The sequence below is a fragment of the Pseudomonas sp. MOIL14HWK12:I2 genome, from assembly GCF_000510745.1.
Lineage (GTDB): Bacteria > Pseudomonadota > Gammaproteobacteria > Pseudomonadales > Pseudomonadaceae > Chryseomonas > Chryseomonas oryzihabitans.
Genome location: NZ_KI783313.1, coordinates 332,128 through 350,558 on the forward strand (window position 1 = coordinate 332,128; position 18,431 = coordinate 350,558).

Annotated in this window: 13 protein-coding genes; 8 read left to right on the top strand and 5 right to left on the bottom strand. The window is 66.9% G+C overall.

Annotated elements, in window-relative coordinates:
* Positions 1 to 3 precede the first annotated feature (3 nt).
* From PSK12I2_RS0117870 to PSK12I2_RS0117900, 7 genes are all read left to right on the top strand, one after another.
* Entirely contained in the window at positions 4 to 1,026 is a 1,023-nt protein-coding gene (locus PSK12I2_RS0117870; protein WP_027599441.1) for a YncE family protein, read from the top strand.
* 150 nt (positions 1,027 to 1,176) lie between these two features.
* Entirely contained in the window at positions 1,177 to 2,031 is an 855-nt protein-coding gene (gene efeU, locus PSK12I2_RS0117875) for an iron uptake transporter permease EfeU (protein WP_027599442.1), read from the top strand.
* Positions 2,028 to 3,227 (top strand): iron uptake system protein EfeO, encoded by a 1,200-nt coding sequence (efeO, locus tag PSK12I2_RS0117880; protein ID WP_027599443.1) that lies wholly within the window; start codon positions 2,028 to 2,030, stop codon positions 3,225 to 3,227. Before efeU ends, efeO (PSK12I2_RS0117880) begins: the two co-directional genes overlap by 4 nt.
* The gene (gene efeB / locus PSK12I2_RS0117885) at positions 3,224 to 4,516 is read left to right on the top strand and encodes an iron uptake transporter deferrochelatase/peroxidase subunit (protein ID WP_027599444.1); all 1,293 of its coding nucleotides are present in this window, start codon (positions 3,224 to 3,226) and stop codon (positions 4,514 to 4,516) included. Before efeO (PSK12I2_RS0117880) ends, efeB begins: the two co-directional genes overlap by 4 nt.
* Before the next feature lie 21 nt (positions 4,517 to 4,537).
* The gene (gene efeO, locus PSK12I2_RS0117890; RefSeq protein ID WP_027599445.1) at positions 4,538 to 5,353 is read left to right on the top strand and encodes an iron uptake system protein EfeO; all 816 of its coding nucleotides are present in this window, start codon (positions 4,538 to 4,540) and stop codon (positions 5,351 to 5,353) included.
* A gap of 202 nt (positions 5,354 to 5,555) precedes the next feature.
* Entirely contained in the window at positions 5,556 to 7,214 is a 1,659-nt protein-coding gene (locus PSK12I2_RS0117895) for a nitrite/sulfite reductase (protein ID WP_027599446.1), read from the top strand.
* Positions 7,198 to 7,698 carry a DUF934 domain-containing protein gene (locus PSK12I2_RS0117900; RefSeq protein ID WP_027599447.1) on the top strand — a complete coding sequence of 167 codons (501 nt, stop codon included), beginning with the start codon at positions 7,198 to 7,200 and terminating at the stop codon, positions 7,696 to 7,698. Before PSK12I2_RS0117895 ends, PSK12I2_RS0117900 begins: the two co-directional genes overlap by 17 nt.
* A gap of 61 nt (positions 7,699 to 7,759) precedes the next feature.
* Here PSK12I2_RS0117900 and PSK12I2_RS0117905 read toward each other — a convergent pair whose 3' ends face one another.
* Together PSK12I2_RS0117905 and sohB are read right to left on the bottom strand one after the other, a co-directional pair.
* Positions 7,760 to 8,752, bottom strand: coding sequence for a YhdH/YhfP family quinone oxidoreductase (locus PSK12I2_RS0117905; protein ID WP_027599448.1), 993 nt, complete (start codon positions 8,750 to 8,752; stop codon positions 7,760 to 7,762).
* A 50-nt stretch (positions 8,753 to 8,802) separates the two neighbouring features.
* Positions 8,803 to 9,828 (bottom strand): protease SohB, encoded by a 1,026-nt coding sequence (sohB, locus tag PSK12I2_RS0117910; protein WP_027599449.1) that lies wholly within the window; start codon positions 9,826 to 9,828, stop codon positions 8,803 to 8,805.
* Between the two features lie 259 nt (positions 9,829 to 10,087).
* On the opposite strand from sohB, the gene PSK12I2_RS0117915 reads away from it, so the two are divergent.
* The gene (locus PSK12I2_RS0117915; RefSeq protein WP_007158414.1) at positions 10,088 to 10,399 is read left to right on the top strand and encodes an SCP2 sterol-binding domain-containing protein; all 312 of its coding nucleotides are present in this window, start codon (positions 10,088 to 10,090) and stop codon (positions 10,397 to 10,399) included.
* 301 nt (positions 10,400 to 10,700) lie between these two features.
* On the opposite strand, the gene PSK12I2_RS0117920 is transcribed toward PSK12I2_RS0117915, so the two are convergent.
* The 3 genes from PSK12I2_RS0117920 to PSK12I2_RS0117930 are packed head-to-tail and all read right to left on the bottom strand — an operon-like array spanning position 10,701 to position 18,422.
* On the bottom strand, positions 10,701 to 12,182 hold the full coding sequence (locus PSK12I2_RS0117920) for an efflux transporter outer membrane subunit (RefSeq protein WP_027599450.1): 1,482 nt from the start codon (positions 12,180 to 12,182) through the stop codon (positions 10,701 to 10,703).
* On the bottom strand, positions 12,179 to 15,289 hold the full coding sequence (locus tag PSK12I2_RS0117925) for an efflux RND transporter permease subunit (RefSeq protein WP_027599451.1): 3,111 nt from the start codon (positions 15,287 to 15,289) through the stop codon (positions 12,179 to 12,181). The genes PSK12I2_RS0117920 and PSK12I2_RS0117925 overlap by 4 nt, the downstream gene beginning before the upstream one ends.
* A gap of 1 nt (position 15,290) precedes the next feature.
* The gene (locus tag PSK12I2_RS0117930; RefSeq protein ID WP_027599452.1) at positions 15,291 to 18,422 is read right to left on the bottom strand and encodes a multidrug efflux RND transporter permease subunit; all 3,132 of its coding nucleotides are present in this window, start codon (positions 18,420 to 18,422) and stop codon (positions 15,291 to 15,293) included.
* Positions 18,423 to 18,431: the final 9 nt, after the last annotated feature.

Consider the following 18,431-nt stretch of genomic DNA (forward strand, 5'->3'; position numbering starts at 1 on the left):
CCTATGCCCCACCTGAATCGCCGCCGGACCCTCGGCCTGCTGGCTGCCAGTGCCGCCCTGCCCCTGCTGGGCGGCTATCCGCTCAATGCCCTCGCAGCGGGCGACGAATACCTCGCCCTGGTCGAGAAGGAAGCCCCCGGCCTCGGCTTCTATCGCCTGGCCGATGGCAAGCGCATCGGCAGTCTGGAATTGCCCGAGCAACCCCATGAAATCGTCGCGGACCGCCAGGGTCGCTATGCCTACGTCGGCCAGTACGGGGTCAAGAGCTGGCAGGCGCCCGGCGAAGGCGGCCATCAGGTCAGCGTGATCGATCTCGCCGAGCGCCGGCTGGTGAGAGCCATCGACCTGTCGCCCTATCACCGCCTGCACGGCATGCGCCTGGACTACCAGGGTCGCCTCTATGTGCTGAGCGAGACCGACTCGCTGCTCATCCGCTTCGATCGCCCCGCCACCGCCGAATATCCCAGCCAGATCGTCCCGGTGGGTGGCACCCGCAGCCACTACTTCGTCCTGACCCGTGACGGACGCCGCGCCTACGTTGCCGACACCCTGAGCGGTCTGGTGATCCTGGTCGATGCGCACAATCCTGCCGTGCTGCCGGTGAAGAGGTACCTCGGCCAGGCGCCGGAGGGCTGCTGCCTGAGTCCGGACGAGCGCACCTTCTATGTGCTGGATCGCTTCGCCGGCATCCTCCATGCGCTGGATGCCCGCGACCTGACGCCGATCCGCCAGGTCAAGATGCGCGGCGAAGCGGTACGGGTAGCCGCCCTGCCCGATGGTCGCCTGCTGGTCTCCAACCTGGCGGACAAGAGTCTCTCGCTGTTGCGGCCCGATACCTTCGCCGAAGTCGCCTACCTGCCCATGGGCAGCGCGGTGCCCGGACTCAACCTCGATCCCGGTGGCGAGCGCCTGTTCGCCGCCCTGGAGGACAATCAGCTGGCGGTGGTCGATCTGCGCACCTGGCGGGAGATCCGCCGGTTCGCCACGGGCAAGGCGCCGGATACTGCCGTGGTCTTTCGCGCCTGAGGCTCTGCAATACGGGGATCCGCTACCAACCAGTCAGCGGATCCGCGAGGCACGAGAATCATCCGCATTTAACAATCCGAATCATTGTGATACAAATCACCGACCTCCGGGCGCCTCTGCGCCCCTTCGCTAATGTCGGTGATAGCTTTCATGCTCGTTCCCTTTCTGATCATGCTCCGCGAAGGCATCGAAGCGGCGCTCATCGTTGGCATCATCGCCAGCTACCTGCAACGCACCGGTCGCGGCCACTGGATGCCAGCGGTCTGGATCGGCGTCATGCTGGCCGCCGCCCTGTCGCTGTTCGTCGGCGCCGGGCTGCAACTGGCCAGCGCCGAATTCCCGCAGCGTCAGCAGGAGCTGTTCGAAGCGGTGGTCGGTCTGGCGGCCACCGCCATCCTCACCTCCATGGTGTTCTGGATGCGCAAGGCGGCGCGCTCGATCAAGACCGAACTGCACGACTCCCTGGAAAACGCCCTGTCCGCCTCGCGCAACCAGGTCTATGCCCTGATCGGCATGGTCTTCCTGGCGGTCGCTCGCGAAGGCCTGGAAACCGTGTTCTTCCTGCTGGCGATCTTCCAGCAGAGCGCCGGCCCCGGCGCGCCCCTGGGTGCCCTGCTGGGGCTGATCATCGCCATCGCCGTGGGCTATGGCCTCTATACCGGCGGCGTACGACTGAACCTGGGCAAGTTCTTCCGCTTCACCGGCCTGTTCATCCTCTTCGTCGCGGCCGGCCTGTTCACCAACTCGGTCAAGGCGCTGCATGAAGCCGGCCTGTGGAATTCGCTACAGCAGGTGGTCTTCGACTGGAGCCACGCGCTGCCCGCCGACGGCCCGGTGGGCACGGTGCTGGCCGGCATGTTCGGCTACCAGGACACTCCGACCGTCAGCACCCTGGGCGCCTATCTGCTGTTCCTGGCAGTCACCCTGCCGCTGTTCTTCCGCACCCCGGCGCCGCCCCAGCGTCCTGCCGTGACCACCCCTGCCTCGCTGGAGCGCCCGTCTTGAATCACGCCAACCCCCATCCGCCGAAGCAGGGCTCCCTGGCGCTGCGCCTGGCCGTGGTCGGCTCGGCCACCCTGCTGATCGCAGCCGCCGCGGCCTTCTACTATGCCTCGCGCGCCGCAGGCGAGCGTCACGCCACCGTGGCCGACGGCGAAATCAAGGTCGACATCCTCGCCAATCGCTGCGAACCCAACGCCCTGCAGGTACCCGCCGGGCCGGCGCGCTTTCGTATCGTCAACCGCTCGGACCGGGCGGTGGAATGGGAGATTCTCGACGGCGTCCTGGTGGTCGAGGAGCGCGAGAACATCGCCCCCGGCCTCAGTCAGGTCATCAATGCCACCCTGGCCCCCGGCGACTACGCCATCACCTGCGGTCTGCTGAGCAATCCGCGAGGCACCCTGAAGGTACTCCCGACCGCCGCCTCGGAAGCCGCCAGCAAGGCCGGTCCGACCCTGACCCAGTTCGTCGGCCCGCTGTCGGAATACCGCGTCTACCTGAATCAGCAGAGCCGCTTGCTGCTGCAGGGTCTCGCCACCCTGCAGCAGGCGCTGACCGCGGGCGACCTGGAGCAGGCACGCGCCGCCTATGCGGCCGCCCGCCTGCCCTACCAGCGCCTGGCGGCGACCGCGCAGCGCTTCGCCGAACTGGACAATCGCCTCAATGCCCGCGCCGACTACTACGAAAAGCGCGAACAGGATCCGGCCTTTGGTGGCTTCCATCGCCTCGAACAGGGCCTCTTCGCTGGCAACAGCACCCAGGGCCTGACAGCGGTCGCCACTCGCCTCGAGCAGGACGCCGCCGCCCTGCGCGACGCCCTGCTCGGCCAGTCGCTGCCGCCGGAACAACTCAGTGGCAATGCCGCGCGCCTGCTGCACAACCTGGCCGGCACCCGGATCTCGGGTGAGGAAGAGCGCTACAGCCAGCTCGTGCTGCCCGGCTTCGCCGCCAATCTGGATGGCACGCGCAAGGTGATCGAGTTGCTGCGCCCCCTGCTCGGCAAGGGTCATCCCGAGCTGCAGCACCGCCTGGATACCCAGGCCGACGCCTTCGCTACGGCCCTGGGCGATGTCCAGCGTCCCTACTCCACCCTTTCCCCCGACGACCGCCAGCGCATCGCCGCCGCGGCCCAGGCACTGGCCGACTCCCTCGACCAGATCGCCCCGGCCCTGGGCCTGGCCGCGACCAAGACCACGCCATGAAGAAGTCCGCTCCCGATCAGCCCAACATCGAACGTCGCCGCCTGCTGGGTGGCCTCGGCGCCGCCAGCGTGGCCCTGGCCGGTGCCGGGCTCTGCCCGATGCACGCCCGGGCGGCCAGCACCGCCGAGGTGACCCGTGCCCCCGGCAGCGCCAATACCCATCAGCGCCAGGCGTTCCTTGGCCTGCACCAGAGCGGCATCGTCACCCCACGGCCGGCGGCCGGAATGATCGTGGCCTTCGATGTGCTGGCCAGCGATCGCGAGGACCTGGAACGCCTGCTGCGGACCCTCGACGAGCGCATCCGCTTTCTCATGCAGGGCGGCCCGGTGCCCGAGGTCGACCCCAAATTGCCACCGCTGGATTCCGGCATCCTCGGTCCTGTGGTGACGCCGGACAACCTGACCATCACCGTCTCGGTGGGCGAATCGCTCTTCGATGACCGCTTCGGCCTCACCGCGGTCAAGCCGCGGCAGCTGCAGCGCATGACCGGCTTTCCCAACGACGCCCTGGAAGCGGACTGCTGCCACGGCGATCTCTGCCTGCAATTCTGTGCCAACACCCCGGACACCAACATCCACGCCCTGCGCGACATCGTGAAGAATCTGCCCGACCTGCTGGCGATCCGCTGGAAGCAGGAAGGCAGCGTGCCGGTGCAGGATCCGCCACCCGGTCAGCCCGCCGAGAGCGCGCGCAACTTCCTGGGCTTTCGCGATGGCTCGGCCAACCCCGACTCCACCGACCAGCAGGCGATGGACCGGATCGTCTGGGTCCAGCCCGGCAGCGGCGAGCCGGCCTGGGCGGCCCAGGGCAGCTATCAGGCGGTGCGCATCATCCGCAATTTCGTCGAGCGCTGGGATCGCACCCCGCTGCAGGAACAGGAAGCCATCTTCGGGCGGCGCAAGGCCAGTGGCGCGCCCATGGCCGGCGGTCACGAGACCGATGTGCCGGACTATGCCAGCGATCCCAAGGGCAAGGTCACGCCGCTGGACGCCCATATCCGCCTGGCCAATCCCCGCACCGCGGAGAGCCAGCGCAACCTGATCCTGCGCCGCCCCTTCAACTACTCCAACGGTGTGCGCAAGAACGGCCAGCTCGACATGGGCCTGCTGTTCATCGCCTACCAGGCCGACCTGGAACAGGGCTTCATCGCCGTGCAGAAGCGGCTGGATGGTGAGCCCCTGGAGGAATACATCAAGCCCATCGGCGGCGGTTACTTCTTCGTCCTGCCGGGGATCACCGATGCCAAGGACTACCTCGGCCGCAGCCTGCTGGCCGCCGCATCGCTTTAATACCTCGACAGGAGAAGTCGAATGAAACGCTCGTTCCTCGCCATTGCCCTCGGTCTGGCCCTCGCCACGCCGGCCTTCGCGGCCAACTCGCCGCTGGATCTGGTCGGCCCCATCTCCGACTACAAGATCTATGTCACCGACAACCTGGCCAAGCTCACCGAGCAGACCCAGGCCTTCACCGCGGCGGTCAAGCGCGGCGACCTGGCCACCGCGCGCAAGCTCTATGCGCCGACGCGGGTCTCCTACGAGCAGGTGGAGCCCATCGCCGAGCTGTTCAGCGACCTGGACGCCGCCATCGACTCCCGCGAAGACGACCATGAGCAGGGCGTGAAATCCGAGGACTTTACCGGCTTCCACCGCCTGGAATACGCACTCTTCACCCAGAACACCACCGAGGGCCAGGGTCCCGTCGCCGACAAGCTGCTGGCCGACGTCAAGGACCTGCAGGCCCGCGTCGACGGCCTGACCTTCCCGCCGGAAAAGGTGGTGGGTGGCGCTGCGGCGCTGATGGAGGAAGTGGCGGCGACCAAGGTGTCGGGCGAGGAAGAGCGCTACAGCCACACCGATCTCTACGACTTCCAGGCCAACGTCGATGGCGCCAAGAAGATCGTCGACCTGTTCCGCCCGCAGATCGAGAAGCAGGACCAGGCCTTCGTCGCCAAGGTCGACAAGAACTTCGCCACGGTCGACAAGATCCTGGCCAAGTACAAGACCAAGGACGGCGGCTTCGAGACCTACGACAAGGTCAGCGAGCGTGACCGCAAGGCCCTGGTCGGTCCGGTCAACACCCTGGCCGAAGACCTCTCCACCCTGCGCGGCAAGCTGGGCCTCAACTGAGGCCCGCGGTGGGCGGTGTCCGGCGCCGCCCACCCACTCTCCGCTTATCGCCGGAATAGATTTATATATAAAGAAACATCGCTTTTAAGCATATAGACCTGCTGCTATCGTGCACGGCCTAGAAAAGTCGCCAGAGCGCCCCCGGGGTGCCCAAGACTTCGATCACGCGCAGCCGTGCGCGCCGCCTGACAGCAGGATGACCATGTACGTTTACGATCAGTACGATCAACGGATCGTCGAAGAACGTGTCGCCCAGTTTCGCGACCAGACCCGCCGCTTCCTGGCCGGAGAGCTGGGTGGCGAAGAATACCGCCCGCTGCGCCTGCAGAACGGCCTCTACATCCAGCGCTATGCGCCCATGCTGCGGGTCGCCGTGCCCTATGGCCTGCTGAACACCACCCAGGTGCGCAAGCTGGCGCAGATCGCCCGTGACTACGACAAGGGCTACGCCCACATCAGCACCCGGCAGAACTTCCAGTTCAACTGGCCGGAGCTGGAAGACGTCCCCGAGATCCTCGCCGAGCTGGCCACCGTGCAGATGCACGCCATCCAGACCAGCGGCAACTGTATCCGCAACACCACCACCGACCAGTTCGCCGGCGTCGCCCACGACGAGCTGATCGATCCGCGCCCCTGGTGCGAGATCATCCGCCAGTGGTCGACCTTCCACCCCGAATTCGCCTTCCTGCCGCGCAAGTTCAAGATCGCCGTCAACGGCGCCGCGCTGGATCGTGCCGCCATCGAGGTGCACGACATCGGCCTGGAAGCGGTGCGCAACGAGGCCGGCGAGCTGGGCTTCCGCGTGCTGGTCGGCGGCGGCCAGGGCCGTACCCCCCACACCGGCGAATTCATCCGCGAATTCCTGCCCTGGCAGCATCTGCTCAGCTACCTGGAAGCCACCCTGCGGGTCTACAACCGCTACGGTCGCCGCGACAACAAGTTCAAGGCGCGCATCAAGATCCTGGTCAAGGCCCTGGGCGCCGAGGCCTTCGCCGAAAAGGTCGAGGCCGAATGGGCCCACCTCAAGGACGGTCCCATCACCCTGACCGAAGCCGAGGTCGCGCGGGTCTCCGCCTTCTTCGTCGATCCGGCCTATGCCGAGCTGCAGGACCAGGACGAGGCCCTCGCCCGCCTGGACGCCGAGCACCCCGGCTTCGCCCGCTGGCGCCAGCGCAACACCTTCCGCCACAAGCGTCCGGGCTATGTCGCCGTGACCCTGTCGCTCAAGCCCACCGGCGTGGCCCCCGGCGACGTCACCGATCGCCAGCTGGACGCCATGGCCGACCTGGCCGATCGCTACAGTTTCGGTGAGCTGCGCACCTCGCACCAGCAGAACGTCATCTTCGCCGACGTCCGCCAGGACCAGTTGCTGGAGCTGTGGCACGCGCTGCGCGAGCATGGCTTCGCCACCCCCAACATCGGCCTGCTGACCGACATGATCTGCTGCCCGGGCGGTGATTTCTGCTCCCTGGCCAACGCCAAGTCGATCCCCATCGCCGAATCCATCCAGCGCCGCTTCGACGACCTGGACTACCTGTTCGACATTGGCGAGCTGGACCTCAACATCTCCGGCTGCATGAACGCCTGCGGCCACCATCACGTCGGCCACATCGGCATCCTCGGCGTGGACAAGAAGGGCGAGGAGTTCTACCAGGTGTCCCTGGGCGGCGACGCCGGCCGCGACGCCACCCTGGCCAAGATCCTCGGCCCCTCCTTCGCCCAGGATCAGATGCCCGAGGTGATCGGCAAGCTGATCAATGTCTACGTCGAGCAACGCACCGAAGACGAGCGCTTCATCGACACCTACCGCCGTATCGGTATCGACCCCTTCAAGGAGCGCGTCTATGCAAAGAATCATTAAGGGCGACCAGCTGGTCACCGATAACTGGCACCTGCTGCCCAAGGACGTCGCCTTCGCAGACGTTCCCAACAGCGACGACGTGATCATCCCGGCCGCCCTGTGGCTGGAGCACGGCCATGCCCTCACCTGCCGCGACGGCAAACTGGGCATCTGGCTGGACAGCGACGAAGAGCCGGAAAGCATCGCCGGCGACCTTGAGCATTTCGATCTGATCGCCATCAACTTCCCGGCCTTCGTCGACGGTCGCGGCTACTCCTACGCCCGGCTGCTGCGCGAGCGCTTCGGCTGGACTGGCGAGTTGCGCGCCATCGGCGATGTGCTGCAGGACCAGCTGTTCTTTCTCAAGCGCTGCGGCTTCGACGCCTATGTGGTCCGCGCCGACCGCGATCCGGAAGCGGCCCTGGCCGGTCTGCGCGACTTCAGCGTGACCTACCAGAGCGCGGTCGACCAACCGGAGCCGCTATTCCGCCGTCGCCAGGCCTGATCGCTGGCTTGGACGCAAAAAGAAACCCGCCATGGCGGGTTTCTTTTTGCCTGGCCTTCGCTCAACCGAGATCGACCACCACCCGGCCCACCATCTTGCCGGCGAGGATCTGGCTGATGGTATCGGGCAGTTCCTCCAGGCCGACCTCTCGGGTCAGGCTATCCAGGTCGTCCAGCTTCCACTGCACCGAAAGCTTGTCCCAGAGCGCGGCCTTGGCCATCAGCGGCAATTCGACGGAATCCACGCCCAGCAGATTCACCCCGCGCAGGATGAAGGGAAAGACCCCGGCTTCGAACTTGGTGCCCGCCGTCATGCCGCAGCAGGCCACGCTGCCGCCGTATTCCAGCGACTTGATGACATTGAAGAGGATGTCGCCGCCGACGGTATCCACCGCGCCGGCCCACTGCTGGTCCAGGAGCGGCTTGCCGACCCCGTCGGCCAGGGTCGCACGGTCGAGGATCTGCCGGGCGCCCAGGCGATGCAGCCACTCCGCGCGCTCCAGCTTGGCGGTGGACGCCGCCACGTGATAGCCGAGTCGCGCCAGCAGCTTGACCGCCAGACTGCCCACGCCGCCACTGGCGCCGGTGACCAGCACGGTGCCGGCCTCCGGGGTCAGGCCCATCTGTTCCAGTTTCTCGACGCACAGCGCCGTGGTGAGACCCGCGGTACCCAGCACCATGGCCTCGCGCAGGCCGAGATTGTCCGGGCGCCGGATCACCCAGGCGGCCGGCACCCGGATGTACTGGCCGAAGCCGCCGGGGGTGTTCATGCCGAGGTCATAGCCGGTGACGAGGACTTCGTCGCCCACGGCGAATTCGCCCGCGCTGGACTGCTCCACCACGCCCGCCGCGTCGATCCCCGGGGTATGGGGATAGCGCCGGGTCACGCCGCGGTTGCCGATGGCCGAGAGCGCGTCCTTGTAGTTGAGCGAGGAGTAGCGCACCCGGATCAGCACCTCGCCCGCGGGCAGGTCGTCCAGGGTGCGTGTCACCACTTCTTGCCGAAAAGCACCATGGGCCCCTTCGGTTACCCAGAGCGCCTGAAAATTGCTCATCGCAGAACCTCCGTTGGAGTCTTGTTATGGGGCCGCCCGTCCTATGGACCTCAGCGCCAGCGGGTCGACTCGCCCAGACGCTCCCACCAGGTGGTCACCAGACGATCGACACCGAGACTCGCCGCCATGCCCAGGCGTTCGGGCAGGGATTTCTTCTCGACGAAACGCAGCGAAAAGACCTCGACCACCTGGGCCCGTTCGGCCAGGTATTCGTCGCTGGTACGCAGTTCGTCCACCAGTTGCTTGCCCAGCGCGGCCTGGCCCAGCCAGACCTCACCGGTGGCGACCTCGTCGATGTTGAGCTGCGGCCGGTAGTGGGAGACGAAGTTCTTGAACAGGACGTGGGTGGTGTCCAGGTCGTGCTGGAATTTCTCCTTGCCCTTCTCGTCGTTCTCGCCGAATACGGTGACGGTGCGCTTGTACTCACCGGCGGTGAAGACCTCGAAGTCCACGTCGTGCTTCTTCAGCAGGCGATGGACATTGGGCAACTGGGCGACCACGCCGATGGACCCGAGGATGGCGAAGGGCGCGCAGAGGATGCGATCGCCGATGCAGGCCATCATGTAGCCGCCGCTGGCGGCCACCTTGTCGACACAGATCGTCAGGGGGATCCCGGCCTGGCGGATGCGCGCCAGCTGGGAGGCGGCCAGGCCATAGCTGTGCACCAGGCCACCGCCGCTTTCCAGCCGTACCACCACCTCGTCCTTGGGCGTCGCCAGGGTCAGGACCGCGGTGATCTCGTTGCGCAGGTGTTCGTTGGCCGTGGCCTTGATGTCGCCATGGAAGTCGAGCACATAGACCCGCGATTTGCCGGTCTCGCTCTTGCGCTTGGTCTTCTCGGCCTTGGTCTCGCGTTTGCGCAGGGCCTTGAAGGCCTCCTTGCCCAGCACGCTCTGCTGCAACCTCAGCCGCAGATCGCGATAGAAGTCGTTGAGCTTCTGTACCTGCAGCTGGCCGGCCGAGCTGCGCCGGTTGCGGCCGCGAACGGCGGCGGTGAACAGCAGCACGGCGATGATGGCGACCACCACGGTGACGGTTTTGGCCAGGAAACTGGCATAGTCGGCAAGAAACTCCACGGACTCTCCTAGGATGGCGGCAGCAGTGCCCTGCCCAGCATACCGAGTCGCCCGACCGATAGAAACTCGGCGACTCCCGGGCGGTCTTTCTGCACAGGCCGGCCGTGGGCCGTGATCCGGCCGGGCATGCGCCCGCGCCTTTCAAACAAGCGTATGAATATCCGTTGACAGGCCTCCTGTCGCCCCCTACCCTCGGTCGAGTGCCCTGCCCCTCCGCCTGGAGTGGGCCTCATCGAAAAAGACCACAAGGACCCTCGCCATGAGCGCAGCCGAAGCCATCGCCACCCTGAAGAGCAAGTTCGACCCCTCCGCCGCGGCCGGCCTGGACCTCACCTATCAATTCGACGTCGAGGGTGGTGACAACTACTACGTGGTCGTCAAGGACGGCACCTGCGACGTCCAGCAGGGCGACGCCGCCGACCCGGATTGCACCCTGATCATGGACCAGGCCACCCTGGCCGGCATCGTCAGCGGCGAGACCGACGGCATGCAGGCCTTCATGTCCGGCAAGCTGCGCGTCGAAGGCAACATGATGCTGAGCATGAAGCTGGGCGAACTCTTCCCCAACTAAGCGCCAGTCGTGAAAAAGCCGGGCCATCGCCCGGCTTTTTTGTGCCCGCCGTCAGGGCCGCTGGGGCGTGACGTTGCCCTCCCGTGCAGTAGCGTGGAAAACAGCGCAGCCTGTTCCACTGGGGACTTCGCGGCAAAGGGCCCCCTGACCCCAGCCCTCTCCCGCAGGGAGAGGGGGCTATCCACGCAAGCGTTCAGCTCCATCCACTCCGGCACGCCGGTGATCGGCCGTCGTGCCTCGCCCAAAGGCGCGCCCACAGCCTCGACAATCCAGAATCTGCGCGGCTTTTTCCTGCTCAGGATCAGGGCCGCCGTGGCGGTGCGGGCGGCGTGAGATTGCCATCCCAGCCACCGCCAAGCGCGGCGATCAGCTGGACGCTGGTGCTGAGGCGACTGCCGAGCAGGGTCAGGTTGGTGCGCTCGTTGCTCAGGGCGGTGGTCTGCAGGGTGACCACGTCGAGATAGCCGATCAGGCCGGCCTGGTACTGGTTCTCGGCCAGTTGCAGGGCGCGGCGCGCGGCATCCAGGGCCTCTTGGCGCACGCCGGCTTCGTCGCTGTAGGTACTCAACTGCACCAGATAGTCTTCCACCTCGCGGAAGCCCGCGAGCACGGTCTGGCGATAACCGGCGACGCTGGCGTCGTAGCTGGCCTCGGCGGACTCCACCTGAGCGCGTCTCAGGCCGCCATCGAACAGCGACAGGGCAAAGGACGGCCCGATCGACCAGAAGCGATTTGGCGTGCTGATCAGGTTGCCCCACTGGCTGGCGCTGTAGCCACCGCTGGCACTCAGGGTCAGGTCGGGATAATAGGCGGCTTCGGCGACGCCGATGGCGGCATTGGCGGCCATAACCTGGCGCTCGGCCTGGGCGATGTCCGGACGACGTTCGAGCAGCGTCGAGGGCACGGCGCTCGGCAGCGGCGGCAACTCGGGAATCGTTTTGACCGCGGCCAGCTGGAAATTGGCCGGGACCTCGCCGACCAGCACCGCGATAGCGTTTTCCAGCTGGGCACGCTGATACCTGAGGTCGATGGCGTCGGCCTGGGTGCTCTTCAGCTGGGTGGTGGCCTGGGCCACATCCGCCGGGGTGACGATGCCGGCGCGGTACTGATTCTGGGTCAGGCGCAGGGATCGCTCGTAGGCGGCCACGGTGGCGTCGAGCAGTCGCTGCTGGGCGTCCAGTACGCGCAGTTGCAGGTAGTTGGTCGCCAGTTGCGTCTGCAGGCTCAGGCGGGTGGCCGCGAGCTCCGCGGCGCTGGCCTGGGCAGAGGCCCGATCCGCCTCCACCTGGCGCCGGACGCGGCCCCAGAGATCCAGCTCCCAACTCACCCCCAGACTGGCGTCGTAGGCGTTGCTGATGGTGCTGGAGCCACCGCTGCTGACGGTGCTGCTGGTGCCATTGGAGTTGCGGATGACGGTGTTGCTGCCCGAACCACCCCCGCGCCCGGAGCGGGTGGCGCCCAGGCTGCTGGAGAGCGTCGGGAACAGCGAAGCCCGTGCTTGGCTGACCAAGGCCAGGGATTGCCGATAGGTCGCCTCGGCCTGGGCCAGGCTCTGGTTGCGCTGGTTGAGCTGGACCATCAGACGGTCGAGGGTCGGATCGTCATAGCGCCGCCACCAGTCGCCACGGATCTCCAGGTCCTTGGGCGCCGCCGCCTGCCAGCCTTCGGCGTGGCGATAGGCGACCGGCACCGTGGTGGTCGGCCGCTGGTAGTCCGGGCCCAGGGTACAGCCGGCCAGCAGCAGAGCCAGGGTCAGCGTCGGCAGGCGCAGGGTTGGGGTCATAGCGGCGTATCCAGGGCAGCGTCGGTACGGATGCCGCGCCAGCGATTGACGCGGCGGCGCAGGCGTTCGAAATAGAGATAGACCACCGGAGTGGTGTAGAGCGTGAGAATCTGGCTCAGCACCAGTCCGCCGACGATCACCAGGCCCAGCGGCTGGCGCATCTCGGCGCCCTCGGTATCGCCGATCAGCAGCGGCACGGCGCCGAGAATGGCGGCCATGGTGGTCATGAGGATGGGCCTCAGGCGCAGCAGGCAGGCCTGGCGGATGCCTTCCTCGGGCGTCAGGCCCTGCTGGCGTTCCAGCTGCAGCGCCAGGTCCACCATCATGATGGCGTTCTTTTTCACCACCCCGATCAGCAGGAACAGCCCGAGCATGGAGATCAGGCTGAACTGGCCACCGGTGAGCTGGATGGCCAGCAAGGCCCCTACCCCGGCCGACGGCAGCGTCGAGAGGATGGTCAGGGGGTGGACATAGCTTTCGTAGAGCACGCCAAGCACGATGTAGACCAGCACCAGGGCGCCGAGGATCATCAGCGGCTGCCCGGACACCGTGCTGGCGAAGATGTTGGCGGAGCCGCCCAGGCGCCCCTGCACATCGCTGGGCAGGCCGATGGCGGCCACGGCGCGCTGCACCGCCCGGGTCGCCTGTTCCAGGCTGACATCCGGCGCCAGGTCGAAGTTGATGCTTTCCGAGGCGAACTGGCCGTCGTGGGTAACGCGGTCCTCGGCGAGGCTGTTGGTGTAGTAGGCGAAGGCTGCCAGCGGCACCTGGGCGCCGCTGGCGGTGATGACCCGCACCTGCTCGAGGATGGTCGGGTCCTGGGCATAGCGCGGATTGATCTCCATCACCACCTTGTACTGGTTAAGCGGCTCGTAGATGGTCGAGATCTGCCGCTGGGCGAAGGAGTTGTTGAGTACCGCGGCCACGGTCTCCATGTCCACGCCGAGGCGCTTGGCCTTCTCGCGGTCGATCTGCAGGGTGATCTGCTGGGTGCTGCCTTCGCGACCGTCCACCGCGGTCAGCTCCGGCAGCGCCTTGAGCGCGGCCAGCACCTTGGGCTGCCAGGTTTCCAGCAGCCCGACGTCGCCGGAGAGCAGGTTGTACTCATAGGACGAGGTGCTCTGCTGGCGCCCGCCGAATCTCAGGTCCTGATCGGCCATGAGGAACAGCTGGGCGCCCGGCACCTTGGGCGCATTGGCGCGGATACGCTCGATGACCTTCTGGGCATCCAGCTGGCGCTCGGCGATGGGCTTGAGGCGAATCAGCATCACCGCGTTGTTCACCCCGCTGCCGGAGCCGGAGCTGCCGACGAAGCCGGAGGCACTGGCCACCGCCGGATCGGCCAGCAGCGACTTGCGCAGGATCTCGATCTTCGGCTGCATCACCTGGAACGACAGGGCGTTGTCGCCGCGGATGAAGCCGATCAGCTGGCCGGTGTCCTGCTGCGGCATGAAGGTCTTGGGCACCACCACATAGAGCGCCACGTTGAGCGCTATGGTGGCGAACAGACTGAGCAGGGTCAGGCGCCGATGGCGCAGCGCCCAGCCGAGGCTGCGGTCGTAACCCGCCACCAGGCGACGATGGGCGCGCTCGCTGAAGCGCTGCAGGCGGCTTTCGGTGGCCGGGTCATGAGGCCTGAGCCAGCGTGCGCAGAGCATGGGCGTCAGCGTCAGAGACACCACCAGCGACACCAGGATGGCCGCCGCCAGGGTCAGGGAGAATTCGCGGAACAGCTTCTCGACGATACCGCCGATGAACAGGATGGCGACGAAGACCGCCACCAGGGAGACGTTCATCGACAGCAGGGTGAAGCCGACCTCGCGGGTACCCTGGTAGGCCGCCTTGAGCGGCGCCATGCCGTTGTCGATGTGGCGGGCGATGTTCTCCAGCACCACGATGGCATCGTCCACCACCAGCCCTGCCGCCAGGATCAAGGCCATTAGCGACAGGGTGTTGAGCGAGAAGCCCAGGATGTACATGACGGCGAAGGTACCCACCAGCGAGATGGGTACCGCCAAGGCCGGGATCACCGCGCTGCGCAGCCGACCGAGGAACAGCCAGACCACGCCGATTACCAGAAAGACGGCGATGATCAGGGTCAGTTCGGCTTCGTGCAGGGTGGCCTTGATCACCCCGGACCTGTCCATGGCCACTTCCAGGCGGGCGCTGGCCGGGACGATGGCTTCCAGCGCCGGCAGGCGCGCCTTGAGCGCGGCGATGGTCTCGATGATGTTGGCGTTGGCCTGGCGATTGACCACCAGCAGCACGGCGCTCTGGTCGTTGTAGAAGCCGGCGTTGTAGCGGTCTTCCACGGCGTCGCTGACCTTGGCGACATCGCGCAGGCGCAAGGCCGCGCCATCCTGGTAGCGGATGATCAGGGGCGCGTAGTCGGCCGCCTTGAACAGCTGGTCGTTGGCCTGGATCTGCCAGTTGTGCTCGTCATTGGCCACCGCGCCCTTGGGTCGGCGCTGGTTGGCGCTATTGATGGCGGTGCGGACGTCGTCCAGCGCCAGGCCATAGTGCTCCAGCTGCCGCGGCTCCAGCTCGACGCGCACCGCCGGCAGGGAGCTGCCACCGATCTGCACCTCGCCCACGCCGTTGACCTGGGACAGGCTCTGCGCCAGCACCGTGGACGCCAGGTCGTACAGCTCGCCCTTGCTCAGCGTCTTGGAAGTCAGGGAGAACACCATGATGGGTGCCTGGGACGGATTGACCTTGCGATAGCGCGGCATCTGGCGCATGCCGCTGGGCAAGAGGTTGCGCGACGCGTTGATGGCCGCCTGTACCTCGCGGGCGGCGGTGTTGACGTCCTTGTCCAGGTCGAACTGGATGATGATCTGGGTCGAGCCCTGGCTGCTGCGGCTGGTCATGGAGCTGATGCCGGCAATGGTGCCCAGGGAACGCTCCAGCGGCGTGGCGACGCTGGAGGCCATCACCTGGGGACTGGCGCCTGACAGGGTCGCCGAGACCGTGATGGTGGGAAAGTCCATCTGCGGCAGGGGCGCCACCGGCAACAGCCGAAAGGCGATGGCGCCGAGCAGCAGCAGCGCCAGACTCAGCAGCAGGGTCGCGACCGGCCGGGCGATGAAGGGCGCCGAAAGATTCACCTCAGGCCGTCCTGCGCCGACCCAGGCGCTCGCCCAGGCTGTCGAAGGCCAGGTAGATCACCGGGGTGGTGAACAGCGTCAGCACCTGGCTGACCAGCAGGCCGCCGACCATCACCAGGCCCAGCGGCTGGCGCAACTCGGCGCCGGCGCCGGTGGCCAGCATCAGCGGCACCGCGCCGAACAGCGCGGCCAAGGTGGTCATGAGGATCGGCCGGAATCTCAGCAGCGCCGCCTGGTAGATGGCCTCTTCCGGCTTCAGCCCCTGGTGCCGTTCGGCGTCGAGGGCGAAGTCGATCATCATGATGGCGTTCTTCTTGACGATGCCGATGAGCAGGATGATGCCGATCACCGCGATCAGGCCGAGGTCGTTGCCGGTGAGCAAGAGCGCCAGCAGCGCACCGATGGCCGCCGAGGGCAGCGTCGAGAGGATGGTCAGGGGGTGGATGAAGCTCTCGTACAGCACGCCAAGGACGATGTACATCACCACCACCGCGGCCAGGATCAGCAGCAAGGTGCTGGACAGCGACGCCTGGAAGGCTGCCGCCGCGCCCTGGTAGCGGGTGTTGATGCCGATCGGCAGGCCGATCTCCTGCTTGGCCGCATCAATGGCCGCCACGGCGGCGCCGAGGGAAACGCCGTTGGCCAGGTTGAACGACAGGGTCACCGCCGGGAACTGGCTCAGGTGGTTGATCACCAGCCGGGTCGGCCGCTGCTCCATCTTCACCAGGCTGGACAGCCGCACCGGGGCGCGACCGGTGTCCGTGGTGGTCTCGGTGGTGGTGGCCGTTCCGGTACCGCTGCTGCCGCTGGACGAGGTACCACTGCCCGCCTTCACCCAGACCTGGCTGAGGGCGTCTGGACCCAGGCTGTCAGCGGCGGCGCTGGCCAGCACCACCCGATACTGGTTGGCCTGGGTGTAGATGGTCGAGATCTGCCGCTGACCGAGGGCGTCGTAGAGGGCGTCGGTGATGGCCGAGACCTGGACACCGAGGCGCGCCGCGGCGTCTCGGTCGATGGTCAGGTACAGCTGCAGGCCCTTGTTCTGCAGGTCGCTGGTGACATCCGTGACTTCCGGGCGTTGCTGCAGGGCCTGGGTCAGGCGCGGCACCCAGGTGTCGAGCAGATTGGCATCGGGCGAGTCCAGGCTGAGCTGGTACTGGGTCCGGCTGACCCGGTCTTCGACGCTGAGGTCCTGCACCGGCTGCATGTAGAGGGTGATGCCCACCACCTTGGCGACCTCGGGACGCAGGCGGTCGATCACTTCCTGGGCCGTCACGTCGCGCTCGCTCTGCGGCTTGAGGTTGATCTGCATGCGGCCGCTGTTGAGGGTGACGTTGTCGCCGTCGACGCCGATGTAGGACGACAGGCTCGCCACCGCCGGGTCCTGCAGCACCACCTCGGCCAGCGCCTGCTGGCGCTCGCTCATGCCGCGGAAGGAGATGGACTGGGGCGCCTCGGTGATGCCCTGGATGGAGCCGGTGTCCTGGGCCGGAAAGAAGCCCTTGGGCACCAGCAGGTAGAGCACCGCGGTGAGCACGAAGGTCGCGACCGCCAGCATCAGCATCAGCGCCCGGTTGGCCAGCGACCAGCGCAGCGCGCGACCGTAGCCGGCGATCAGCCGCTCCAGCCAGACCAGTCGATGTTCCGCGGCCTCCTCGCGCTTGAGCAGCCGGGCGCACATCATCGGCGTGAGTGTCAGGGAGATCACCAGGGAGATGAGGATGGCCACCGCCAGGGTGATGGCGAATTCGCGGAACAGCCGGCCGACCACGTCCTGCATGAACAGTAGCGGGATGAGCACCGCGATCAGCGAGACGGTCAGGGACACCAGGGTGAAGCCGATCTGGCGGGCGCCCTTGAGCGCCGCTTCCAGGGGCGTGGCGCCCTCTTCCAGATGCCGGGAGATGTTCTCCAGCATGACGATGGCATCGTCGACGACGAACCCGGTGGCGATGGTCAGGGCCATCAGCGACAGGTTGTTCAGCGAGAAGCCGGCCAGGTACATGGCGCCAAAGGTGCCGATCAGCGACAGCGGCACCGTGACCGAGGGGATCAGGGTGGCGCTGAAGCGGCGCAGGAAGACGAAGGTGACCATGACCACCAGCCCCACCGCCAGCAGCATCTCGTGCTGGACGTCGGTGACCGCCGCGCGGATGGTCTCGGTACGGTCGCTGAGCACGGCGATGTCGAGACCGGCCGGCAGGCTTTCCCTGAGGCTGGGCAGGAGCGCCTGGATGCGGTCGACGGTCTGGATGACGTTGGCGCCGGGCTGGCGCTGGACATTGACCAGAATGGCGCCACTGCGATTGGCCCAGGCGGCCAGGCGGTCGTTTTCCGCACCCTGGGCGATGGTGGCGACGTCACCCAGGCGCAGGGCGCCGTTGTCGGCGTAGTTGAGGATCAGGTCGCCGTAGGCCTTGGGGTCGCGCAACTGGTCGTTGGCGTCCAGGGTGGCGACCCGGGTGGGACCGTCGAAGCTGCCCTTGGGCTGGTTGGTGTTTTCGCTGGTGACCAGGCTGCGCACGTCGGCCAGGGTCAGGTTGTGGGCGGCGAGCTTGTCCGGATCGACCTGGATGCGCACGGCCGGGCGCTGGCCACCGGCCAGGCTGACCATCCCCACCCCGCTCACCTGGGCGAGCTTCTGCGCCATGCGGGTATCGACCAGGTCGTAGAGCGTGGGCAGCGGCAAGGTCCTGGAGCTGATCGCCAGGGTGACGATGGGCGTATCCGCTGGATTGACCTTGTTGTACACCGGCGGCGCCGGCAGGTCGTTGGGCAGCAGGTTGTTGGCCGCGTTGATCGCCGCCTGGACCTCCTGCTCGGCGACCGACAGGTCCAACTCGAGATTGAATCTAAGGGTAATGACCGAGGCCCCACCGGAGCTGGTGGAGGCCATCTGCGACAGGCCGGGCATCTGCCCGAACTGGCGCTCCAGCGGCGCGGTCACGGCGCTGGTCATGACGTCGGGACTGGCGCCCGGATAGAGGGTGAGCACGCGGATGGTGGGATAGTCCACCTGCGGCAGGGCTGCGACCGGCAGCAGGCGATAGGCCAGCAGACCGGCGATGAGCAGCGCCACCATCAGCAGGGTGGTGGCGACCGGGCGCAGGATGAAGGGGCGCGAGATATCCATCGCGGCCGG